Annotated in this window: 13 protein-coding genes; 8 read left to right on the forward strand and 5 right to left on the reverse strand. The window is 62.0% G+C overall.

The features are described from left to right. Positions 1–15: 15 nt before the first annotated feature. Positions 16–1377, forward strand: coding sequence for an 8-oxoguanine deaminase (locus ACFPM8_RS18130; RefSeq protein ID WP_378999586.1), 1362 nt, complete (start codon positions 16–18; stop codon positions 1375–1377). 17 nt (positions 1378–1394) lie between these two features. Here ACFPM8_RS18130 and ACFPM8_RS18135 read toward each other — a convergent pair whose 3' ends face one another. The 4 genes from ACFPM8_RS18135 to ACFPM8_RS18150 form a co-directional block, all read right to left on the reverse strand. Next, positions 1395–2270 (reverse strand): patatin-like phospholipase family protein, encoded by an 876-nt coding sequence (locus tag ACFPM8_RS18135; protein WP_378999588.1) that lies wholly within the window; start codon positions 2268–2270, stop codon positions 1395–1397. 230 nt (positions 2271–2500) lie between these two features. Then, positions 2501–4300: a DUF885 domain-containing protein gene (locus ACFPM8_RS18140; protein WP_378999590.1), complete on the reverse strand. Its 1800-nt coding sequence runs from the start codon at positions 4298–4300 to the stop codon at positions 2501–2503. 214 nt (positions 4301–4514) lie between these two features. Further along, positions 4515–6263, reverse strand: coding sequence for a DUF4153 domain-containing protein (locus ACFPM8_RS18145; protein ID WP_378999593.1), 1749 nt, complete (start codon positions 6261–6263; stop codon positions 4515–4517). A 501-nt stretch (positions 6264–6764) separates the two neighbouring features. Next, positions 6765–7220 (reverse strand): hypothetical protein, encoded by a 456-nt coding sequence (locus ACFPM8_RS18150; RefSeq protein WP_378999595.1) that lies wholly within the window; start codon positions 7218–7220, stop codon positions 6765–6767. Between the two features lie 102 nt (positions 7221–7322). Here ACFPM8_RS18150 and ACFPM8_RS18155 point away from each other — a divergent pair, with 102 nt between their 5' ends. Then, positions 7323–9164 (forward strand): DEAD/DEAH box helicase, encoded by a 1842-nt coding sequence (locus ACFPM8_RS18155; RefSeq protein WP_378999596.1) that lies wholly within the window; start codon positions 7323–7325, stop codon positions 9162–9164. Between the two features lie 383 nt (positions 9165–9547). Here the strand turns inward: ACFPM8_RS18155 and ACFPM8_RS18160 are convergent, their stop codons facing one another. Beyond that, positions 9548–10111, reverse strand: coding sequence for a DUF2726 domain-containing protein (locus ACFPM8_RS18160; protein WP_378999598.1), 564 nt, complete (start codon positions 10109–10111; stop codon positions 9548–9550). Between the two features lie 601 nt (positions 10112–10712). Between ACFPM8_RS18160 and ACFPM8_RS18165 the strand changes: the two genes are divergently transcribed. From ACFPM8_RS18165 to ACFPM8_RS18190, 6 genes are read left to right on the forward strand one after another with little or no spacing between them, the layout of a single operon-like run. Then, a complete protein-coding gene (locus tag ACFPM8_RS18165) occupies positions 10713–17900 on the forward strand; it encodes an amino acid adenylation domain-containing protein (protein WP_378999600.1) in 7188 nt (2395 codons plus the stop codon). After that, the gene (locus ACFPM8_RS18170) at positions 17897–19594 is read left to right on the forward strand and encodes a thioester reductase domain-containing protein (protein ID WP_378999601.1); all 1698 of its coding nucleotides are present in this window, start codon (positions 17897–17899) and stop codon (positions 19592–19594) included. The genes ACFPM8_RS18165 and ACFPM8_RS18170 overlap by 4 nt, the downstream gene beginning before the upstream one ends. Then, entirely contained in the window at positions 19591–21414 is a 1824-nt protein-coding gene (locus ACFPM8_RS18175) for a fatty acyl-AMP ligase (protein ID WP_378999603.1), read from the forward strand. Before ACFPM8_RS18170 ends, ACFPM8_RS18175 begins: the two co-directional genes overlap by 4 nt. Beyond that, positions 21411–23171 (forward strand): acyl-CoA dehydrogenase family protein, encoded by a 1761-nt coding sequence (locus ACFPM8_RS18180; protein WP_378999605.1) that lies wholly within the window; start codon positions 21411–21413, stop codon positions 23169–23171. The genes ACFPM8_RS18175 and ACFPM8_RS18180 overlap by 4 nt, the downstream gene beginning before the upstream one ends. Then, positions 23171–24973: an acyl-CoA dehydrogenase gene (locus ACFPM8_RS18185; RefSeq protein WP_378999608.1), complete on the forward strand. Its 1803-nt coding sequence runs from the start codon at positions 23171–23173 to the stop codon at positions 24971–24973. Before ACFPM8_RS18180 ends, ACFPM8_RS18185 begins: the two co-directional genes overlap by 1 nt. Beyond that, complete coding sequence (locus tag ACFPM8_RS18190) at positions 24957–25226, forward strand: acyl carrier protein (protein WP_378999609.1); 270 nt, start codon at positions 24957–24959, stop codon at positions 25224–25226. Before ACFPM8_RS18185 ends, ACFPM8_RS18190 begins: the two co-directional genes overlap by 17 nt. Positions 25227–25229 lie beyond the last annotated feature (3 nt).

Genomic DNA, 25229 nt, shown 5'->3' on the forward strand with positions numbered 1-25229 from the left:
TTCATATCCACTGCAATGTCTAAAACCTTACTAATAAAAAATGCTCGCATCCTGGTCACGATGGACGACGCCCGCCGCGAAATCGCCGGCGGTGCGATCTTCATCCGCAACAACGTGGTCGAACAGGTCGGCAACACGGCCGACCTGCCGCCAACCGCCGACGAAGTGATCGACGCCGGCAATCATGTGGTCATCCCCGGCCTGGTCAACACTCACCACCACATGTACCAAAGCCTGACAAGGGTGATCCCGGCTGCGCAAAACGGCGAGCTGTTCAACTGGCTCAACAATCTGTATCCGATCTGGGCCAACCTGACGCCGGAGATGATCCAGGTCTCGACCCTGACCGCGATGGCGGAGCTGATCATGTCCGGCTGCACCACCAGCAGCGATCATCTCTACATCTACCCGAACGGCTGCAAGCTCGATCACAGCATCGAAGCCGCGCAACAAATCGGCATGCGTTTCCATGCCGCGCGCGGCTCCATGAGTGTCGGGCAATCCAAGGGCGGCCTGCCGCCCGATAGGGTGGTCGAAGACGAAAAAGCGATCCTGAAAGACACCCAGCGCCTGATCGAGACCTACCACGACGCCAGCCGCCATGCGATGCAACGGATCGTGGTCGCGCCCTGCTCGCCGTTTTCAGTGTCGCGCGATTTGATGCGCGAGGCGGCCGGCATGGCCCGTCATCACGGCGTTTCGCTGCACACACACCTGGCGGAAAACGCCAACGACATCGCCTACAGCCGCGAGAAATTCAACATGACGCCGGCCGAATATGCGGAAGACTGCGGCTGGGTCGGCCACGATGTCTGGCACGCCCACTGCGTTCAGCTGGACGACGACGGCATTTATATGTTCGCCCGCACCGGCACCGGCATCGCGCACTGCCCTTGCTCCAATATGCGGCTGGCCTCCGGCATCGCGCCGATCCGCAAGATGGTCGACGCCGGCGTCGCGGTCGGCATCGGCGTCGACGGCTCGGCGTCCAACGACGGCGCCCACATGCTGGGCGAAGTCAGGCAAGCGATGTTGCTGCAACGGGTCGGCTTCGGACCGGATGCGATGACGGCGCGACAGGCGCTGGAACTCGCCACGCTGGGCGGCGCCAAGGTCTTGAATCGCGACGACATCGGCGCCTTGAAGCCGGGCATGTCGGCCGACCTGGTGCTGTTCGACCTGAACCGGCTCGGCTTCGCCGGCGGCTGGCACGACCCGGTCGCGGCGCTGGTGTTCTGCACGCCGTCGGATGTCGCCTACAGCATCATCAACGGCCGGGTGGTGGTGCGCGACGGCCAGTTCACCACGGTCGATCTGGGCAATGTGCTGGAACGCCACAATCGGCTGGCATTGGCGCTGGCGGAAGCTGCACGCTAAAGTCGTCTGCCAGTCTCCTAAGCCTCGGCCGTTTCAGCCTGCGTATGCGAATGCGGCCGCAGTGCGCTCGGGACGCCGCGCCGGGCCAGCCCGCCCGACTCCAGCCAGCGGCGGGTTTCCGCCGCTGCCCGGTCGATCAGCAGGCCGCACTGGCTGTAGTCGTACGGCGACACATCCAGCGGACAAAGCGGCGTCACCACCGCGATCTCGGCATGCGATGCCCAGCGCTCCAGATCGGTCACCAATTGCCGCGCCACCAGCAGGTTGAGGGCGCGCATGGCGTGCTCCAGCGCCCCTCTCGGCTCGCGTCGCTCGGCACAGGTATACCCGGTGCTGAGCACGATCACGCGCGCCGCACCCAGCCGGATCGCGGTCGAGATCGGCGTATTGTTGGCGACGCCGCCGTCGATCAGCAGATTGCCGGCCACCGTCACCGGCGGAAACACGCCAGGGATGGCAGTACTAGCCAACACCGCATCGACTGCCGGTCCGGAGGAAAGGACGACCTCGTTGCCGCTATGCATATCTGTTGCGACCACATAGACCGGAAGATCGCAATCCTCCAGCAGCCGGGTGCCGAAATGCTCGTACAGCAGCGCGCGTAATTTGTTGGAACTGACCAGGTGGGTGCCATGGGTGCGAAACGCGCCGAGAATCGAGAGAATCGACCACGGCATGATTTGTTGGCGGCGGATGCCGCGCCACAAGAACTCCAGCCGCATCGCGCCGGCCGCATGCGGCTGGTACGCGAAGAACACGCTATTGATGGCGCCGGCGGACGCGCCGACCAGGAAATCCGGCTGGATGCCGGCGGCGATCAACTCGCGCAGCATGCCAGCCTCGATGGCGCCAAGACTTCCACCACCGGCGAAAACAAATGCGGTCTTTTCCATAGCGGCACCCCGTGGTCGGCCATAGCAGAGCTGGCAACCTGCATAGCCTACTCCACCGTATGACGGGGCGCTAGAGGACGGTAGGTCGGAAAAGCGCAGCGTCTTCCGACGCTGCGCACCTACCTACCTCAGAGCAGGAATGCCAAATGTTAAAACCAGGCACTTGGCGTACGACTCCGCTGCACCATGTCGGAAGACGCTACGCTTTTCCGACCTACAATACGGCCGGCTTAGATCTTGTCCGGATGATCCGCTGAATGCGCTACCGGATTACCGGGTTGCTGCAATGCCGTCTGTTGCGCAATCCACAAGTCGATCTGCGTTTCCAGCACCGCCAGCGGCACGCCGCCATTGTCGAGCACGGCGTTGTGGAAACGGCGCAGGTCGAACTTGTCGCCCAGCGCATGCTCGGCTTTCTCACGCAAAGCCTTGATCTTCAACTGGCCGATTTTGTAGCCCAGCGCCTGGCCTGGATCGACGATGTAACGATCGATTTCGACCTGGTTGTCGTGCGGCGGATTGGCGGTATTGACGTTCATATAGTCAATTGCCTGTTGCCGCGACCAGCCGAGCGCATGCATGCCGGTGTCGACCACCAGCCGCGCAGCGCGGAACAACTCGCCGTTGAGATGGCCGAATTTCGAGTAAGGATCGGTAAAGAAACCCATCTCGCCGCCAAGGCTCTCGGCATACAGCGCCCAGCCTTCGCCGAACGCAACATACCAGCCGAAACGGCGGAAGTTAGGCAAGCCCGGGATCTCCTGTGCACGCGCGGTTTGCAAATGATGGCCCGGCACCGACTCATGCAAGGTCAGGGTTTCCATCTCCCATTTCGGCCGTGAATTCAGCTTGGACAGATTGGCAACGAAATAGCCGGGCCGCGAACCGTCCGGATTGCCCGGCTCGTAATAAGCGCCGGTCTGGTTTTCCGCGCCCACTTCAGGCACCGCTTTCACCCCCACCGCTGCCCGTGGCAGTTCGGCAAACATGCGCGGCAACTGCGCGGTCGATTTCTTGACGATGTCTTTGTAACCGTTCAGCAGATCTTCCGGCTTGGTGTAATAGAAACGCGGATCGGTATTCAGGAACTTGATGAAATCCGCGAACGAACCTTCGAAACCCACCTGCTTCATCACCAGCTTCATTTCCGCCTGGATCCGCGCCACTTCCTGCAGACCCAGGTTGTGGATTTCCTGCGGCGTCATCGCGGTGGTGGTGTTGTCCTTCACCAACTGGGCGTAATACGGCAGTCCTCCCGGCAGCTTTGACGCTGCAATCGTGCTGCGGCAAGCGGGCAAATAAGTGGTGCTGATAAAGGCTTCCAGTTTGCGGATGGCAGGTCCGACCTTCTGCTGCAACAGCTTGTCGCCCTCACTCTTCAAGTTGGCTTGCTCGTCCGCTGAAATCGCGTCCGGCATATGCTTGAACGGCGCCGTCAGCGGACCGTTGTCCAGCGTGGCGGCGAACTCCTTGAGTTGCGGCGGGATGATGCGCATCGTGGCTTCAGGCGCGACCCAGCCCGACTTGATCCCTTGCTGCAATTGCGCAATCAAGCCGTCGACATGCGTCGGCAATGCACGCAAGCGGCTCAGATAATTGCGGTAATCCTTGGCGTCGTTAAACGGGGTTTGCTCGACCAGCTGCGGAAAGCTGATCTGGATGCCGCTCAGCTGCGTGACCGGTTGCGCGTTGTACGGATAAAACTTCGCCTGCGCGATGTACTTTTCCTTTTCATAGACGAACAAGTCATAGGAAATCAGATCCTGGCCACTCAACTGGCTGCGGTCTATGCCTTTGACTTGCGCCAGCATTTTTTCTTCATGCGCGTTAAAGGCGCGGCTGGCTGCCAGCGAAGTGTCGGACAAACGGTCGTTGTAACGATTGTCGCCAACCATGGTCGCGAACTCCGGCGCGAACTCCATGGTTGCCTGCCAGTCGGTATCGAACAGAGCATGAAGCTGCTGCTGGGGCGTCGCCGCATAACTGAACGGCGCTAGAAGAAGAGCAAAAACGACAAGGATTTTGTGCATGCGAGTCTCCGAAAGTGAGCCGCTCATTTTAGCAAATAAAGCCGCTTAAATTTCTATATGGAAATTTAAGCGGCTTAATTTTAATGCGGCGCGTGGCTAGTCGCGGCTTGTTGCCGCAACGTTAATGAAGGATCGTTGGGCTGCAAAGCCCAACATTGGCAACGCCGGAACCGTCAATTGCCATGGCGCCCAATAAACACGGCTTGTGCGCGCCTCAATCTTCCGCAGGAGTTAAACGCAAACGTAGCCCGCCCAGCATCAAATCCCGATATTGCGGCGTGACCGTCTTATAGCCTTTCTGTTCCAGCAATTTTTGCAAGATCTCGGCGTTCGGCAGTTTCCCCCGGAAATTCAACCACCCCAGCAATTTCCAGTTATCCCCCTGTTGCGCCAATACGGCTCCTTGCCCCTCGCCCAAGATCACCCAATCGGGCTGGCCGTCATTATTCAAATCGACCTGGATCAAATCGCAAAGCTGGTCGGTCGACAAGCGATAGCAACCGGGATTGATCCGGTATTCGTTGTCGTCCTGATTCAAATACGCGAGCAAGCCTGGCGGTATCGCCGACCCTGCGGGATGTACTCGCAAGCGATCCTTCCAGTCGATTTTTTTCTGCATGCGGTCGTAGCGATTTTTGTTTGTCAGCGCCTCTTTGGCTTGCGCGACAATCGCCTCTTTTTCCGGGTGGGCATCCAGTTGTTCCAAGCGCCGCAGCACTTCCAGGCCATATTTTCCATCGTTAAAACGCAGCGCCCAAAAATCGAATTCGGCCGCCTTGACTTTGCCGGCCAGCAGTCGTTGCTCCTGGGTTTTTGCTGCAATCCGCTGCGGACTGAGCAGCGGACTCAGCAGCCCCAGCAATCCGGCTATCGTCAATCCGGCCGCGACGATGTTGACGCGCCCGATCCAATGCATCCAGCGTCCCTGTTGGCGCACCAGCGCCGCCAAGGCGTAACCGATCGCATAGCAAGCGGCGATGGCGGTGATGAACACGGCCCAGATGCGTTCCACCGACCAGCCATATTGCGCGATGCGCAGCCACAAGGCATAGCCGCACAAGCCGACAAACACGGGCATGGTCAGCAGGGCCAATCTGAGTGCGGCTTGCAACCAGGCCGGATAAGGCACCTCGCGCTCGCCGTCCTGATAGGCGGAATTGCTTAACTTGATCAGCAGCGCCACCATCCACAGCATCAGGAAAGTCGCCTTGCCGGTGCGCCATAACGGTTCCAGGCCGGTGCCGGCGAGCGATGCGATAAACAGCAGCGCAATGAAACCGATCAACGGCAACAGCCAGGCTGTGATGCCGAGCCAATGCTTGCGCAATACCAGCGCAATCGCTTCCCGCGTCTGCGCCAGGTACATCGCGCCGCCGGCAGCCAGTGCAGTGATCGGTACGATGAAAACGGGTTCGGCGAAAAGCTCGCTGAAAACCCTGATTTTGATGACATTGAACAGGGCACCCCACAAAAGCAGGATGAGCCAGAACACGCCGGTAAAAAACGCGGTTTCCGCCAGTAACAAGGTGTTTTGCCAAGCCCGTGAAAACAGTTGCGGATACAGCTTGCCTTGCTGCTGACGGTCGCTCCATACCTGCAGGAAAGGCAGCACGGTGAATCCCAGGACCAGACTTGAAAAATAAAGCGTAAAAACATGATTGCCGCTAGACCAGACGTCATGGCTGTCGGCCAGCGCGACGGCGGCCGAGATGCCGATGACAAGCGCGATAGCGATGAGCGGCAACAGCAAGCGCGCCATGTGTCGGCGATCCAGGTCGGCACTGAGTTGGATCGCCGTCGGCAATCCGGCTGCCAACAGCAACAACGGTATGCCCCAGATCGGTTGAGTCGCCGGCCAGACCTGATGCGCATTTGCCCAGTACAGGCCATACAAGCTCAAGCCTTGCACCAGGGCGGCCAAGAAAATGGTGACAAGTCGTTGCTTGTCTTTGACCAGAGTCATACAGAAAATCCCTATTTATTGATTGTTATTGAGGCCCGGGACTGTACCCGAACTGCCCGCATCGCGGAGTGTAGATTGCCTGTGTGAAGCGAATGTGTTTTTGCTGAGGGAATTGTTGAACGGCTTGATCCAGTCGTTGGGCTGGAAAGCCCAACATTTGGTCATGATTAAAGAAATGTTGGGCTTCGCCTTCGGCTCAACGCCAACCTACGTCAGCGCAATGCAGATGTTGCGTCGAATTAGTAGGTTGGCGCTGAGCTTGCGAAGCCCAACATTGACAACACTGGAACCGTCAATTGCCATAGCGCCCAATCTAGTCGGTAGGGCGGATGAGCGCAGCGTTATCCGCCGTTTCACCGTGTTAGATACATCGAATGCAGGCGGTGCATCAAGCGGCGGAAGGCGCTGCGCTTTTCCGCCCTACAGTAATCCGGCGGGTCGTCAACGGTGTTAAAAGAATCGCCGTCGACCTTCAGAAGCCCGGCGTCCTGCTTCAGAGCCTCAGCATTTCAATTTCTGTTGTTTAGCCGCCAGCTGTTTGCGCTCTATTTTCAATTTCTGCTGCGACTTCCGGCTTGCGTTGATGTGGGATGCAGAGTCGATTTTGTTGATGCGTTGCGCCAGTTTTCGGCAAGTCCACTGCACATCCGTGGCCGTCCTATCTGGCTTTTTGCCGATCACAGCTGCCGTGCCGTCCGAGGGCGTGTCGCTGCGCATTTGTGCCATGCTGGCGGCAATCGTTGCCGCATCCGGGCTGACGAATCCGCCGCTGGTGTCTTCGATCATCAGCTCGGTCGTTTGCGCTGCCGACGGACACTTTTCATCCGAGTAGAGCGTATCGCCGCCCGATTGGCACTTATATATTTTCGCCGCGCTTGCATCCTTTGCCGCCACGCTTTGCTGGCTGATGATGATCAAGGCTAACAAGATACTGAAACGAAGATTTGTTCGGCTCATGTTTTTTCCAATTCAATCATTGAAAAGTTAACTATTTAACCATGAACTTGTTTCATTTCCTGTAGAACAAAGTTAATATTACTATTTCCATAGAGAAATTAAATGGCAACCCTGATACCCACCATAGGCGCCTGCCTGTCTCGAATGACTTCGGGTGAAAAGCGCTTCGCATATCGGCTTGAAGACAAGCTGGAAGACGATTATTACTGCTGGTACGACGTCCCTGTCGGCGAGCAGACCCTGCATCCTGATTTTGTCGTGCTGCATCCGAGCCGGGGCTTGCTGGTGCTGGAGGTGAAGGACTGGAAGCTCGATACCATTCAGACCATCGACAAACAGCAGGCCGCCCTGCTCACCGGCCAAGGCCTGAAACACGTCTTGAATCCGCTGGAACAAGCGCGCCAGTATATGTTTGCCGTCACCAATCTGCTCAGCCGCGACCCGCAGCTGATCTGGCCCAGCGGCTCGCTGCAGGGCAAGCCTTCGTTCCCCTACGGTCATGGCGTGGTGCTGACGAATATCAGCCGCAAACAATTCGACAGCACCAATATGGGCGATGTGCTGCCGTCCCATCTGGTGATTTGCCAGGACGAGATGACGGAAAGCGTCGAGCCCGAAGCGTTTCAAAAACGGCTGTGGGAAATGTTCCCGATCAAATTCAACCGGCTGCTCTCGATGCCGCAAATCGACCGGATACGCTGGCACATGTTTCCGGAAATCCGGATTGCGGCGCAAGCGGACATGTTTGACGATGCCGGCCAAAAAATGACCGAGATCCCGGATTTATTGCGCGTCATGGATTTGCAGCAGGAACAACTGGCGCGCAGCTTGGGCGAAGGGCATCGCGTGATTCATGGCGTCGCCGGTTCGGGGAAAACCTTGATCCTGGGATATCGCGCGGAGCATCTGGCCAAGTTGTGTCAACGGCCGATACTGGTTCTTTGCTATAACAAGACGCTTGCGACCAAGCTCGAAGCCATGGTCGCGGCCAAAGGATTGCAAGATAAAGTCAATGTCGTGACCTTCCACGCCTGGTGCGTGCGCCAATTGAAAACCTATAACGCCGGCGTGCCGCCCAAGGATGGCGATCTGGGCGCGTATTTCGAAGCCTGTGTCGACAAGCTGATTCACTCGGTCGACCAGAAAATCATTCCGTCGGCGCAGTATGACGCGGTGCTGATCGACGAAGGCCACGACTTCAAGCCGGAATGGTTCAAGCTGGTGGTGCAGATGATCCATCCGGACTCAAATTCCTTGCTGGTGCTCTACGATGATGCGCAGTCGATTTACGGCGGCAAGAAAAAACTGAGGTTTTCGTTCTCCAGCGTCGGTGTGCAAGCGCAGGGCCGGACCACCATTCTCAAGCTGAACTATCGCAACACCACCGAGATATTATCTGTCGCGCGCGCCTTCGCCGACGACTTGCTGGCGCCGAACGACGCCGAAGACGACCAGGCGCCGACCTTGCAGCCGATGAGCACCGGCCGCCGTGGACCGAAACCGTTGCTGGTCAAGCTGCCCACCTTGCGCGATGAAGCGGATTATCTGGCCAGCAAACTGGCGCAAGAAAATAAAACCGGCACGGCCTGGAGCGAGATGGCGATCATCTACCGGCGCTACGGCATCGGCAGCGCGCTGGCGGACAGTCTGCAACGCAAAGGGATTCCGTTTCAATGGCAGCAGGACAAGAGCCATTCTTACAGCCCGGCGCACGATAGCGTCAAGCTGATCACCATGCATAGCAGCAAGGGACTCGAATTCCCACTGGTCTGCATTCCGGGCATAGGCGCGGAGTTGAAGCCGGACGACGATGTGAAAGACGAAGCGCGCTTGCTCTACGTCGCGATGACACGCGCCACCCATGAGCTGGTCATGACGCATGGGGAGGCGACAGGATTCACCGACAAAATGCAGCAGGCTATGAGGACGCTCGATAGCCTGTAAATAAAAATTAGCGGGCCGTCGAAAAAACTTTGGAAAGTCGCTGCCTCCAACTTGCAGCACCTGGTCTACTTGAAGAGGCCCACATCGAGGCGTTCTGCACGCGTTTCACACGCTCGGCCCACTGGTGGCGCCGAAATCACAGGTTGTTCAAGGTGCCCTACCGAGTTGGGCTTGTGAAGTGCGGCATTTGTACTCTCGGAGCTTGTTGCCAATTCGAGAGCAAGAAAGTGCGTAAGGAGTAGGGCGGATGAGCGCAGCGTTATTCGCCGCCGGATGTGCCACATGCGCTTGGCGCATCCACATGGCGGAAGGCGCTGCGCTTTTCCGCCCTACCTGCCCGATCCCAGTCACGGGACGCAGTAGAGAGCAAGAAATAGATGCTGTTAACCGGTACGTGTATTCCGGGTGATTGGGATAATCGAAGCAGAGTTCCCGCTGGCAGCGGATTTCGGCTTGGTCGACCTGGTCTGCTTGATCGGGTCCAGCAGGATGAACCGGGCTTGAATGTCGGCCTCGCTCGGCAAGGTGCCGGCGCGCCATCTGACGATGTCGATGCCTACTTTTTTCAGCACCTTGTTCTTCATTTCTTCCTTCTTCTCCAAAGCCTTGTTGCCGTGGCTCTTGTCGCCTATTTCAACCACGGCAATGGCCTCGCCGCTTCTATTGCAGATCACGAAGTCGAGGTTTTTTGCGCCGATATCATTTAAGGCCGTGGCGTTCTTGGCGCCCAGGCAACGGCTCACGTCTACTTGCGCCAGCACCGTATAGTCCGGCAAAGCATTGATCAGCCTGCGGTACATGACTTGCTCGTTGTCCGAAAGCGGCTTTTTCTTGTAAAACCCGGGGCTTTTGGAGGTCGTGGCTTTCTTCTTCCCCCTGGCTGCGATGCCGACGACGGCGCCGATGACGATGATTGCTACCACTACCAATGCGATGATGATGTTCATTTTCTTCCTGCGATTGCGATTAGTCTGACCCTCTATTATGTCTGACCCTTCAAAATATTTCTATAAAGAAATTCTTGCTTGACTAAGAAAACCCTTACGCCATGCATTGGATGCAACTAGCGCTTATGCTCGATCCGCCCAAGCGCTGACGATTGACGATGTCAATTTCTTGCAACACCCCTGCCCTCTTTCCTGCCGATATTGCCTTCCCTTGTCTGAAATTTAGTCTGTAACAAAGGCGACCTTTGCAGGCAGCCCAACTGGACAAGTAATGCCATTTCTCAAGCTGCTAATAACGACAGTTATGCAGCCGGCCTTTCAATGTCAGTCTGCCTCTGGAAAAAATTCTGCCACGCCATCCGCCAAACGCACTTACGCGCCAGGAAATCGTATCGGAAGTCGATGATGCATCCAGAATTTCCCTGGCGTCTCGTGCCTCAAACCAGACAAAGTACTCGATTCATCCGGAGTACCGAGCACTCAGCGCCAGATAAAACGGCAATAAATATGCACATACATATTTATGACATTTTTGACAGGATTGATGTTTGCGAATTTTTTTGGAATGTGATGTCGCGCAAATAGCCACGGAGAGCCATTTATGCAGCTGTCGTTGAAAGAAGAAGCTAGCCGCCTGACCCCAAGCCCGGACCAAGTCGACGGCGTCGTCAGCTGGCCGCTGTCGGCGGCGCAGCAGGGGGTATGGGTAGCGCAGCAATTGGACCCGGCCAATCCGCGTTACAACTGTGGCGGCTATCTTGAGATTCATGGCGCGGTGGAACTGGCCTGGCTGGAGTCCGCCGTGCGGCAGGCGCTGCTGGAAACGGAAGCCCTGCGGGTGCGCTTTATCAGCAGCGAGGACGGTGTGCGGCAATCCATCGAAGCGCCGCCGCAGCAGGTTTTGCATGTGATCGACGTCAGCCGCGAGTCCGATCCGCAACTGGCCGCCGACGCCTGGATGAAAAATGATCTGGCGCGGGTGGCCGATTTAAGCCGCGCGCCGCTGTTCAATCACGCCTGGCTTAAGCTCGGGTCCGAGCGCAGCTTTTTTTATCTGCGCTATCACCATATCGTGATGGATGGATTCGGCCAGACCCGCTACTGGAGCCGGATCGCCGAGATTTATTCGGCGCTGGCGAGCGGCGCCGAGTGCGCCGCCAGCGCCTTCGGCTCGCTGCAGGATTTGCTGAACGAAGACGGCGCGTATCGCAGCTCGCCGCAGTTCATGCGCGATCGGCAATATTGGCAAGAAAGCTTCGTCGACCGGCCCGAGCCTGCGCGGCTGTCGGGCATCGCCGCCATCGCGTCGCGCAATTTATTGCGGCGTACCGTCGATCTGGCGCCGGCCGATACCGAGCGCCTGCGCGCCGCCGCGCAACGCAGCGGCAGCCGCTGGTCGGTGCTGGTGATTGCCGCTACCGCGGCCTACATGCAGCGCCTGACCGGCAGCGAGAACGTCGTGCTGGGGCTGCCGGTGACCAGCCGCATGACGCCGGTGGCGCGCGATACGCCCTGCATGATGGCGAACGAATTGCCGCTGCGCCTGCGCTTGCCGGCGACCATCAGCGTGGCCGACTTGCTGCGCCAGGTCTCGGGCCAGGTTGGGCGGGTGCTGTTGCATCAACGCTATCGCGGCGAAGACTTGCACCACGCGCTCAAGTTGTCGGGCAGCGAGCAAAAGCTGGTGGGACCGGTGGTCAATGTGATCTCGTTCGACCACCACGTGCATTTCGGCGCGCACCGGACGACCGCGCATTACCTGTCGTCCGGCCCGATCAACGATTTGTTGATCGGCTTCTACGGCAAGACGGACGGTTCCGAGCTGCAGATTTTCTTTGACGCCAACCCCGAGCTTTACAGCGCCGATGAACTGGTCAGTCATCAGCAACGCTTCCTGCATTTCCTGACATCGTTCCTGCTGGCCGAGGCCGATCTGCCTATCAGCCGGATCGACCTGCTGCAGCCGAGCGAACGCGAACAGCTAGCGCGTTTCAACGCCACCGAGCGCGCCTATGATTTGTCGCGATGCCTGCATGACCTGATCGACCAGCAGGCGCAACGCACGCCGGATGCCGTTGCGATCGCCGTGGCCGAGGGGGCTATGACCTACCGCGAGCTGATGGAAACCAGCGATCGGCTAGCAGCGCATTTGCTGCAATTGGGGGTCGCTGCGGGACAACGGGTGGGCGTGTTCGAATTGCGTTCGCTGGAATTGGTGATCGACTTGCTGGCGATCATGAAGGCCGGTGCGGCCTATGTACCGCTCGATCCCGAGCTGCCGCTGGCGCGCCTGGAATATCAATTGGAAAATGCCGAGATCGCCGTCGTACTCAGTCGCTCCAACCTAGTCGAACGCCTGGCCGGCTGCGGCGTCCGGACGGTAGCCGTCGATCACGCGTTGCCGTTATTACCGACGCTGATAACGTTACCTTTAGCGCTACCGGCCGTGACGCCGGATAGCGCCGCCTATGTCATTTACACCTCGGGCTCGACCGGGCAGCCGAAGGGCGTGGCGGTGCCGCATAAAGGAGTGGTCAATCGCCTGCTCTGGATGCAGGATGCATATCGGCTCGAGGCCGACGACTGCGTTTTGCAAAAGACGCCGTTCACGTTCGATGTCTCGGTGTGGGAATTCTTTTGGCCGCTGATGACCGGCAGCCGGCTGTTCCTGGCCGCGCCCGAGGCGCACCGCGATCCGCGTTATGTGGCCAGGATCATCCGCGAGCAAGCGATCACCACCCTGCATTTCGTGCCGCCTATGCTGGACCTGTTCCTGGCCGAGCCGGAACTGGCCGGCCTCAGCAGCTTGCGGCGGGTGGTGTGCAGCGGCGAAGCCTTGCGTCCGGAAACCGTGCACACCTTTTTCTCCATTTTCAAACCGGAGACGCACAACACCGAGTTGTACAACCTGTACGGCCCGACCGAAGCCTCGATCGACGTCACCGCCTGGCGCTGCCGGCCGCACGATGCGCAGGGCGCGATCCCGATCGGATATCCGGTCGCCAACACCCGGATTTATTTGCTGGACGCAAGCGGCGCACCGACCCCGATCGGCGTGCCGGGCGAGATGTTTATCGGCGGCGTGCAAGTCGCGCTGGGCTATGTGAACCGGCCCGAGTTGAGCCGTGAGCGCTTCCTGCCCAATCCGTTTGCCGCCGGCATCATGTACCGCACCGGCGATCTGGCGCGTTATCGTGCCGACGGCGCGATCGAATTCCTGGGCCGGCTCGATCACCAGGTCAAGCTGCGTGGATTCCGCATCGAGCTGGGCGAAATCGAATCGGCATTGCTGCTGCATCCCGCCGTCACGCAGGCGGTGGTCACAACCTGGGACCGGGCCGCAGGCGATCGCCGGCTGGTGGCCTATGTCGTGTCCAGCGCCGGGACCGAGGAGCTGCCGGCATTCCTGGCCGAACGACTGCCCGAATACATGGTGCCGGCCCACATCGTGTCGCTAGCCGCCCTGCCCCTGCTGTTGAACGGAAAAATCGACCGCCGCGCATTGCCGCTGCCGCTGCTGGCGGAAGTCGGCACGCTGCTATTGCCGAGCACGCCAGCCGAGCAATTGCTGCACACGGTATGGCAACAGGTGTTGGGCAACGACCAGATCGGCGTCGAGCAATCGTTCTTTGCGCTGGGCGGCGATTCGATGCTCAGCATCCGCGTCAGGACCGGGATCGAGCGCCACGGTTATACGTTTTCGATTGAAGACTTGTTCCGCTCGCCGACGATCCGGTCGCTAGCCAAACATTTGCAGCCGCTGGCCAGCGCCGAGCAAAAACATCCGGCGAGCGCGCCGTTCGACATGCTGCGCGCCGCCGACCGGGCGCTGTTGCCGGCCGGGCTGGAGGATGCTTATCCGTTGAGCGCGATGCAAGGCGGCATGTTGTTCCATGCCGAGTTCGACGACGAAACCGCCGTGTATCGGGTGGTGACCAGCCTGCAAGTGGCGGCACAGTTGGATCCGGGCGCATTACAGCGCGCCATCGCCGACACCTTCCAGCGCCACCCTGCCCTGCGCAGCTCGTACGATTTATCGACCTACTCCGAACCGCTGCAACTGGTGCATCAGACAGTCGAGATCCCGTTCGAGATCGCCGACGACCTCGGCGGCCATGATGCGGAGGCGGCACAGCGCAGCATCCAGGCCTGGGTCGAACACGCCAAGTTCCACCGCTTCGATGTGGCGAGCGCGCCGCTGCTCAGGTTCACCGTACACCCGCGCGGCGCGCGCTGTTTCCAACTCTCGGTGGTCGAGCATCATGTAGTGCTGGACGGCTGGAGCGATGCAGCAATGCTGGAAGAAATCGTCAATCGCTACCGGGCCAGTCTGTCGGGTCAAGACTTGGCCTTGCCGCAAATTCCATCGAACTATCGGGATTTTGTCGCCGAGGAACGGCGGGTGCTGGCCGATGCCGGCTCGCGCCAATACTGGAGCACCCTGTTGCAAGGCGCCGAGCCGACCTTGTTGCCGCGCATGACTTTGCAGCACGGTGCGCAGCGCCGCACCACGCAGCAAGCGTTCGAGGTGGCGCTGCCGGATGGAGTGGGCGCGCAATTGCGCCAGCTGGCGCAGCGCGAAGGCTTGCCGTTGAAAGCCTTGCTGGCGACCGCGCACATCGCGGTGTTGCGCCTGGTCTGCAACGCCAGCGAAGTGGTCACCGGCGTGGTCTCGAACGGCCGCCTGGAACAAGTCGGCGGCGATCAAGTGATCGGTGTGTTCCTCAACACCCTGCCGCTGCGAGTCGACACCCGCAGCGGCAGCCTGCTGTCGATTGCGCATCAAGTGTTTGCCCATGAACGGGACGGCGCAGCGCATCGGCGTTATCCGTTTGTGCAAATTCAACGCGATCTCGGCGGCCAGTTGCAGCTCGACAGCTATGTCAATTTCATGGACTTCCATTTGCAATGGCAGAGCGGGAAAACCGGCGAGGCCGCCGTCATGGACAGCATAGGCGTGGCCGAAACCAATATTCCGCTGGCCGCCAACTTCCTGCTGGACCCGGTGCACAACCGGCTCAAGTTCTGGCTCGATTGCGATATCTCGCTGCTTGATCCCGAATTTTGCCAACGCCTGGTCGGCTACTACCAGCGCGCGCTGGACGCGCTTGCCAAGCAGCCGGACGGCGACATCGCCGCGCTGGATCTGCTGGCTGCCGATGAACGGCGACTGCTGGCGGGCTGGAACGACACCGCGCTCAGCTACGATCAAAGCACCACCGTGCATGCGCAAATAGCGCGCCAGGTTGAACGCAGCCCGGATGCAGCGGCGCTGGCGCATCGCTGGAACACATTGAGTTATGCCGAGCTGGATCGCGGCGCCAACCGCCTTGCGCGCCAATTGCGGCAGCTGGGCGTGCGGCGCGGCAGCCTGGTCGGGGTCAGCTTGCGGCGCAGCGCCGATCTGGTGCTGGCCTTGCTGGCCGTGATGAAAGCGGGCGGAGCCTACGTGCCGCTCGATCCGAACTTCCCGAAAAACCGCCTCGACTTCATCGCCGCCGATGCCGGGATCAATTGCCTGGTCACCGACAGCACCGGCCCGGCCGGTCTGCTCGCCGACAATGTCGTGCTGCTCGATACCGATGCTGCGCTCATCGCGGCGCAAGCGGCCGACGCGCTGGCGCCGGATGCCGCCGCCGATGCCGGCGGCGACGATCCGGCCTATGTGATCTACACCTCCGGCTCCACCGGTTTGCCGAAAGGCACGGTGATCCGGCATCGCAACGTGATCAATTTCTTTGCCGGCATGGATGAGCGCATCGGCTGCACCGTCGACGATGTGTTACTGGCCGTGACCAGCGTGTCGTTCGATATCTCGGTGCTGGAATTGCTGTGGCCGCTGACACGCGGCGCCAAGGTGGTGGTGGCGGACGAACGCCTGATCGAGACGCTGATGGGCGACGATACGGCCGACGGCGAACACGGCTTCGCCGAGCTGTGTCTGCGGCATCGCGTATCCATGATGCAGAGCACGCCCTCGTTCCTAGCCGCGGTGGCGGCTGAAGCGCAGGCGCTGGCGGCATTGCGCGGCGCGCGCGCCGTGCTGGTCGGTGGCGAGGCGTTCCCGGTCGGCTTGGCGCTGCAGCTGGTGACGGCCTTGCCGGGGGTGCGGATTTTCAATATGTACGGCCCGACCGAGACCACCATCTGGTCCACCGCGCACGAGCTCGATCCGCAGCGCGACACCCAGACCAACCTGATCCCGATCGGACGGCCGATCGCCAATACCGAGATCCTGGTGCTGGACCCGGCGCGGCGTCCGTTGCCGGTCGGCGTCGCCGGCGAGCTGTGGATAGGCGGCGCCGGCGTGGCCGGAGAGTATCTGGGACGGCCCGACCTGACTGCCGAACGTTTCCCGCCCCACCCCGACGGCCGCGGCCTGATGTATCGCACCGGCGACCGCGTCCGCTGGCGCCCGGACGGCTTGCTGGAGTTCCTGGGCCGGGTCGACCGCCAGGTCAAAATCCTCGGCCACCGGGTCGAACCGGACGAGATCGAAAGCGTGCTGTCGCTGCATCCGCAAGTGGCGTCGGTGGCGGTGGTCGCGCTGCAGAAAGCAAGCGGCTCGGCCGAGCTGGTCGCCTTCGTCGCGCCGCGCGCCACCCTGCTCGACCGCGGCGCCGAGCAAGACCATGTGCGACGCTGGGGCGAAGTGTGGGAAGGCGCGTACACCGATCCCGCCAGCGGAGCGCAAGCGGGCGATCCCGAGCGCGATTTTGCCGGCTGGCTCAGCAGTTACGACAATGCGCCTATCCCGCTGCCGGAAATGCGTGAGTGGTTGCGGCACACGGTCAACCGGATCGACGCCTTGCGGCCGCGTTCGGTGCTGGATGTCGGGGTCGGGGTCGGCTTGTTTTTGCGCGAGTTCGCGCCGCGGGTCGAGCGCTATCTGGGGCTGGACGTGTCCGAAGCGGCGCTGCGCAATGCCGCCGCCTCGCTCGCCGTAGGTCCGCAACTGCCGGAGCACATCAGCCTGGTGCATGGCGACGCCGGTCATCTGGAACAGCTGGCCAGCGGCAGTGCCGACACCGTGCTGCTGAACTCGGTGATCCAGTATTTCCCCGGCACCTTGTATCTGCAACGAGTGCTGCGCGAGGCGGCGCGAGTGGTCGGCGCGCACGGAGCGGTGTTTGTCGGCGATGTGCGCGACCTCGATCTGCTGGAGGCATTTCACGCCACCGCGCAGTTGCATCGGGCACCGGCGCTGATGCCGGCGCGCGAGATTGCGGCGGTATTGAAGCGCCAGTTGGCGGCCGAGGGCGAGCTATGCCTGTCGACTGCATTCTTCCGCGAACTGGCCGCCGACATCGACAGTTTGGGAACGCCGCGACTGGAGCTGAAACGCGGTCACGCCGAGAATGAACTGAGCTGCTTCCGCTTCGACGCCGTGTTGCTCGGCAGCGAACGGTCCGAGCCTGCGGTGGCCGGCGAATTGCTGGCGTGGAGCGCGTTGCCGGCCGATTGGGCGAAGGCGCTGGCGGCACGCCTGCTAGCCCTACCCGCTATGGTCGGATTGACCATCAGCGGCATTCCGAATCAACGCCTGGTACGTCCGTTGAAGCTGGTGCAATTGCTGCGCGAGGCCGATGCCGCCGCTACTGCCTGGGATCTGGAAAAAGCCTTGTGGGAAGCCGACGACGGCAGCGCGGTCGATCCGGAGGCGGTGGCCGAACTGGGCGAACAGCTGGGCTGTCGGGTGCGCCTGCTGGTGCCGGCGCATGGCCGCTTGCATGAGTTCGACGCGGTGTTTGAAAGAGTTGACGACAAATTGATGGAGCAAACGCTATGAGCGCACAGACCCAACAGCGTGCCGCCAACGAGCCCTTGCTGTCGGCATCGGCCGCCAGCTTGCGCTCGGACCTGAACGCCTTTGCCCGGCAGCACCTGCCGGAAGCGATGACGCCGGCCCGTTTTGTGATTCTGGAGCAGTTGCCCAAGCTGCCCAACGGCAAAGTCGACCGCAGCCAGCTGCCGCTCAAGGATGCGTCGGAGTCGGCCATTTCCAACTACGTGGCGCCAACCACGCCGGAAGAAATGCGGATTGCGCAAATCTGGTGCGATGTGCTGGGTTTGGCGCGGGTCGGGATTGAAGATAGTTTCTTCGACCTGGGCGGCGATTCCCTGGCGGCGGCGCAAATGGCGGCCAGGGTGAAAGAAGCTTTCGGCGTCGCGCTCAGCCTGCGTCGCTTGTTCGACCAGCCGACCATCACCGAGCTGCTGCGCATGCTGGGCGCCAAGGACGGCGCGCCTGAATCTGACGCCGGCAATTCGCGCAGCCTGAGCCACGAGGACCTGGCGGCCGAGGCGCAACTGCCGCCGGACATAGCTCCCGAGCCGGACGCGGCAGCCGCTGCCGGCGCGCCCTACCGCAGCATTTTGCTGACCGGCGCCACCGGCTACACCGGCGCGTATTTGCTGCGTGAATTGCTGGACCGCTCGGATGCCGAGATCTATTTATTGGTGCGCGCCAGCGATGTGGCCGATGCGCTGGACCGGGTGCGCGACAACATGCAGACCTACGGCTTGTGGCGCGAGGCCGATCTGCCGCGGCTGAAGGGCGTGGTGGGCGACATCGGCCGGCCTTACTTCGGCGTGACGCGCACGGTGTACGAAGAAATGGCGCAACGGGTCGAGATGATCGTGCATAACGGCGCCTTGTCCAGCTATGCCTTGCCGTATCGCCGGCTGAAAGCGGTCAATGTGCTGGGCACGCTGGAAGTATTGCGGCTGGCTTGCCGCCGCCGCATCAAGCCGGTGCATTTCATTTCTTCGCTGGCGGTGTTTCCCGGCCATCAGGGACCGCAGGATTTTGCCGAAGTCACGCTGACCGAAGCCGACGGCGTGGTCGGCGGCTACCGCCAGACCAAGTGGGTGTCCGACAAGCTGATCACCCAGGCCGGCCGGCGCGGAATCCCGGTCTGCGTGTATCGGCCGGGCTTGATCACCGGCGCCCAGGATAGCGGTGCATGTTCCACCGACACCTTCCTCAATGCGGCGATGAAGGGTTGCATCCAGCTCGGCATGGCGCTGGATTTCAACGTGCTGCTGGAGATGGTGCCGGTCGATTTCTGCGCCCAGGCGGTGGCCCATATCGCGCTCAGCGGCAGCCGGCACGGCACGCAATTCCATTTGCCGGCCGCCAATACGGTGCGCTGGGGCGAGCTGGTCGACATGCTGGAGCAGTGCGGTTATCCGCTGCAGCGGGTGCCGTACCCGACCTGGTACCGGACCCTGGCGGCGGCGGTCGAAGGCGGCGCCGACAATGCGCTGGCCAAGTTCCTGCCGCTGTTCGGTGCCGACATGCCGTCGGCCGATGTCGGCTATCCGGGCAGTGCGCCGCATTTCAGGACCGACAATTTATTGCAGGCGCTGGATGGTTCCGGCATTCAATGCCGACGGATCGATCCGGAATTTTTGAAACTTTATCTCGATTATTTTGTAGCGACCGGCTATCTGCCGGCACCGCAAAGGAGCCAGTCATGATCGGTTTTGAACAAGCAAAAAATGTCGCGGAAGTGCTGCGCCAGCATGCGCTGCAGCGGCCGGAGCAGGATGCGGTGACGCTGGTGAGCGACCCCGGCCGTGCCGGCGCGGCGCTGTCGATGTCTTACCGCCAACTCGACAGCGAGGCACGCCGGATCGCATCCTGGCTGCAGCAACGCTGCGCGCTCGGCGACCGGGTGCTGCTGCTGTATGCGCCCGGCTTGAATTTTGCCGCGGCATTCTTCGGCTGCATCTACGCCGGCATGGTGGCGGTGCCGGCGCCGCTGCCCGGCCAGCACCAGCATCAGCAACGGCGGGTGCATAGAATCGCCACCGATGCGGCGGTGGCGGCGATCCTGACCGACAGCGGCAATCTTGGCGCGGTAGCGGAGTGGGCCGCTGCCCAGCAACTCGACGACATCACCCGGCTGGCGACCGATACCGCGGATTTCGGCGATCCGGAAGCGTGGCGCATGCCGGCCATCGGCCGCGACACCCTGGTCCTGTTGCAGTACACCTCCGGTTCCACCGGCGAGCCGAAAGGCGTGATGGTGACCCACAATAACCTGCTGCACAACGTCGACAGCCTGCGCCGCGCCTACGGCCTGACCGAGCACACCCGCTTCGGCGGCTGGATTCCGCTGTATCACGACATGGGGCTGATGGGCTTGCTGTTGCCGGCGCTGTTCCTGGGCAGCACTTGCATACTGATCACCCCGACCACCTTCCTCAAGCGGCCGCATTTGTGGCTGCGCATGATAGACCGCTACGACATCGGCTTTTCCGCCGCGCCCAACTTTGCGTTCGAGCTGTGCTTGCGGCGCGTGACGGAAGAGCAATTGGCCGAACTGGACCTGTCGCGCTGGCGCTATGCCGCCAACGGTTCGGAACCGGTGCAAGCCCACACCATCGTCGAGTTCGCCAAGCGCTTCGCGGCGGCCGGCTTTGGCGCCGATGTGGTCTGTCCTTGCTACGGGATGGCCGAGACCACCTTGTTCGTGTCCGGCAACGGCCGCCGGCTGCCAGTGCTGTGCCGGGTCGATAGCGAATTGCTGGAGCGGCACCGGTTCGCGCCGCTGGGTGCGAGCGCTGCGGCCGGCGGCAACGGACGCGAGCTGGTCAGCTGCGGCACGGCCCACGATTTCGATGTGCTGATCGCCGACCCCGTCACCTGCAACGCATTGCCGCCCGGCGCGATCGGCGAAATCTGGCTGCGCGGCCCCAGCGTCGCGCAAGGCTACTGGCGCAACCCGCAAGCGACGTCCAAAGTATTCAACGCCAGCGCCAGCAACGGCGACGGCGGCTATTTCCGCACCGGCGATCTCGGCGTCCTGCATGGCGGCGAGCTTTATGTCACCGGCCGCTTCAAGGAGATGTTGATCGTGCACGGCCGCAATCTGTATCCGCAAGATATCGAGCACGAAGTACGGGCCCAACATGCGGAGCTGAGCACCGGCGCCGGCGCCGTGTTCACGGTCGCGGCGCCGCACGAAGAGGTGGTGGTGACACACGAGATCCGCGGCCAGTGCGGCCCGGATTTGCTGCGCGAACTGGCGCTGGGGGTCAAGACTACGGTGCTGCAGGAATTGGGCTTGCGGGTGGCGGCGGTGGTGCTGCTGCGGCCCGGCAGCGTGCTGCGCACCACCAGCGGCAAAATCCAGCGGGCGGCAATGCGCGAACTGTTCATCAACGATGGCCTGAGCCCGGTCTACGAAGAAGTCGCGCCGCACCTGCACGCGCTACGGCAAGCGCGCCGGGCCGGAAGTCTGCCGCCGCCAGTGCTTGAGACTATGGCGCAAGAGGATGGTGTCGCAGCATGAGCATGCCTGCCCTGTTGACTGCGGCGCCGCCGCAATGGTCGGCGCTGGATGCGCTGGAAAGCCTGCTGCAGGCGCAGGATCAAGCCGGCCGGCCGTTTTCGCCGGCCGCCTGCGCCGAACTCGACCGCCTGGAACAGTTCCCGGCTGCCGCTTGCCGCCTGCTCGACGCCTTCGGCTTGCATCGGCATTACGTGCCGCGGCGCCACGGCGGACTGATGGCCGATCACGCCGAACTGGTGCAGTTGTGGCGCGCCGTCGCCCGCCGCGACCTGACCATTGCGGTCGGCCACGGCAAGACCTTCCTCGGCGCGGCTTGCGTCTGGGTCGCCGCCGATTCGGAGCAAGCGCGGCGCCTGGCGCAAGAGATCGCCGCCGGCGCCGTGGTGTCATGGGGCTTGACCGAACGCCAGCATGGCAGCGACCTGCTGGCAGGCGAGCTGGCGGCCAGCAAGACCGACGACGGCTGGCGCGTGAATGGCGAGAAATGGCTGATCAACAATGCCACCCGCGGCCAGCTGCTGTGCGCGTTGGCGCGCACCGACCCGGCCGGCGGGCCGCGCGGCTTCAGCCTGCTGCTGATCGACAAGCGGCAACTGACCGAGACCGAATATCGCTGCCTGCCGAAGGAACGCACGCATGGGATACGCGGCGCCGATATCAGCGGCATCGCCTATCAGGATGCGCAGGTGCCGGATCGCGCCTTGGTCGGCCAGGCCGGACAAGGGATAGAAATCGTTTTGAAGGCGCTGCAATTGAGCCGCACCACCTGCGTCGCGCTGTCGCTCGGCGCCGCCGACCATGCGCTGCAGCTGGCGCTCGATTTCGCCGCCCAGCGCATTTTGTATGAACGCCGCCTGATCGCATTGCCGCTGGTACGCAGGATCTTCGGCGAAGTGACGGCCAGCTTATTGACGGCGGAGGTGGTCAGTGTGGTCGCCAGCCGCTGCATCCATGCCTTGCCGGGGGAGATGAGCGTGGTGTCGGCGCTGACCAAGGCTTTTGTGCCGAGCACCATCGACCAGGTGCTGACGCAGTTGGGCGATTTGATCGGGGCCCGGGCTTTCCTGAGCGAGGAGCACGCGCATGGCATGTTCCAGAAAATCGAGCGCGACCATCGCATCGTCGCCATTTTCGACGGCAGCACGGTGGTCAACCGCAATGCCTTGATCAACCAGTTCCGTGGCCTGGCGCGCGCCTATCACGGCCAGCACTGGGAGCGCGAAGGATTGACGCAGGCGGTAAATTTGGCGGCGGCGCTGCCGGAGTTCGCGCCGCAGCGCTTGCGTCTGGTGTCGGCCGGCGGTTGCAGCGTGCTGCAGAGCCTGCCCGCCGCGGTCGCGCAACTGGGCGATTTGCCGGCGGCAGTGTTGCGGCTGGCCGCACGCCTGGACCGTGCAGCGGCGGCGCTGATGCAAGAGCTGGCCGCTTATCAGCCGGCGCCGCGCGAGGTGCCGCCGCAGGCGTTCGAGCTGGCCCGGCGCTATGAACTGTGTTTTGCCGGCGCCGCCTGCGTGCAGTTCTGGCTGGCCAATCGCGCCGCGCTGAGCAACCCACCGTTGTGGCGCAATGGATTGTGGCTGCAAGCTTGCCTGTTGCGCATCCTGGAGCAATTGGATCCGGGCGCAATACAAGATGAAGACGAAGATGAAGAAGACGATGGCGACATCTATGCCGGCTTGACCGACTGCATCGCGCCGAATAGCGGCAGCGGCCGAATCCGGGTCTCGCTATTGCCGGACGCCGCCTGGGAAAGTTAATGATGGAGCAAGGACTGGAATTGGAACAAATATCTGAACCGGTGCGCGAACATGACGCCGTGGCCGCGCTCGAACGCGCATTCGGCGATCCGTGGGATAGTGCCAACCCGCTCGGCTTCACTGCCATCCTGGCGGCCGATGAGCGGGCCGAGATGCTGGCCGCCGGCGAACGCATGCTGGATGAACTTGGCGTCAATGCGGAGTTCGTGCCGCGCGAATACGGCGGCCGGCTGCACCGGCTCGATCGCATGATGGAAATCTGGCGTGCGGTATTCCGCCACGATCCCTGCCTGGGTCTCGGCTACGGCGCCAGTTCATTGATCGCGGCAGTCAATGTCTGGACCGCCGGCAGCACTGCGCAGCGGCGTCGGGTGGCCGAGCTGCTGCTGCGCAAAGGCAAGCTGGCCTGCGCGTATCACGAACTGGAGCACGGCAACGATTTGGCCAGGGCCGATTTCGAAGCCATGCCGCACGACGATCAGCTGCTGCTGAACGGCGGCAAGCAGGTCATCGCCAATATCGAGCGCGCCGACGCCTTCGTGCTGTACGCCCGCACCGACCGCAGCAGCGGCAGCCGCAGCCACTCACAGCTGCTGGTCGAGAAGTCGGCGCTGGCGCCGGATAGCGTCAGCTATGCGCCGCGTTTCGCCAGCGTCGGCATGCGCGGCGTGCCGCTGGGCGGGATCGCCTTGCGCGACTGTCCGGTGGCGGCCAACAGCGTGCTCGGCACGGCGGGGCGCGGTCTGGAGACGGCGCTGAAATGTTTCCAGGTGACGCGGGTCGCGTTGCCGGGGATGTTCATCGGCATCCTCGATACCGGTTTACGGCTCACGCTGCGCTATGCCCGCCAGCGCACGCTGTACGGCAAACCCATCCTGGATTTGCCGCAAACGCGGGCGGTGCTGAGCGACGCCTTCGCCGACCTGCTGCTGTGCGATTGCTTTACCACGGTGGTGGCGCGCTCGCTGCACGTGGTGCCGGGCGCGGCCAGCGTGTACGGCGCTGCCGTCAAGTACCTGGTGCCGCAGCTGTTGATAGACGCGATGAGCAGCCTGTCGGCGGTGCTCGGCGCGCAATTCTACTTGCGCGACGGCGAGCACGCGCTGTTCCAGAAACTGCTGCGCGACTTGAAACCGGCCGGCTTCGGTCATGCTGCACGGGTCACTTGCCAGATGACGATCCTGCCGCAACTGCCGCAATTGGCGCGCCGCTCCTGGCTCAACGCCGATCCGGCGCCGGCCGCGATATTCCAGCTTGGGCAGGATTTGCCACCGTTCTCGTTCCAGCGCCTGGCGCTCTCAGCCGGCGGCCAGGACCCGCTGAGCGGCTCGCTGACGGCCGCCGTCGCGCAGCTGCGGCGCGAACATCAACAGCCGGACATCGTGGCGCTGGGCCAGGTTTTCGTGGATCGCTTGCGCACGCTCAAAGACGTCTGCGCCGAGCTGCCGCCGAGCGAACTGAGCGTGATGGCGAGCCCGCGCAGCTATCGCTTGAGCGCGCATTACGCGACGGTGCTGGCGGCCAGCGCCTGCCTCAATCTGTGGCTGCACAATCGGCACCATCCCGATCCTTTCCTGCGCGATCCGGCCTGGCTGCAGGTGGTGCTGCATCGACTGCGCGCCAGGCTGGGACAGGCGCAGCCGCCGGCGCCGGCACAGTTCGGCGCGCGGCTGTTGGCCGAACTGCTGGAACGGCAGCAGGACAGCCTTGGTTTTGATCTGGCCAAACGCCGGCTTCCAGGCTGGGGCCGATCACATCTCAATTCACCTCAATCGAAAGAAAGTCATGACGCAAACTGTTGAAACCGGACACACCGAAGCCAGCCTGCAAGCCTGGCTGGCGCAAAGAGTCGCCAGCTATGTGCGGCTGTCGCCCGACACCATCCAGGCCGACGCCCCGCTCGCCGAATACGGCCTGGACTCGGTCTACGCGCTGACCTTGACCGGCGACATCGAGGAGTATCTGGGCCTGTCGCTGGACTCGACCCTGATGTGGGACCACCCGACGATAGCCGCCTTGAGCAAGGTGTTGCTGGAAATGCTGGACAAACAATAACGA

Source organism: Paraherbaspirillum soli (genome assembly GCF_042654985.1).
Lineage (GTDB): Bacteria > Pseudomonadota > Gammaproteobacteria > Burkholderiales > Burkholderiaceae_D > Paraherbaspirillum > Paraherbaspirillum soli.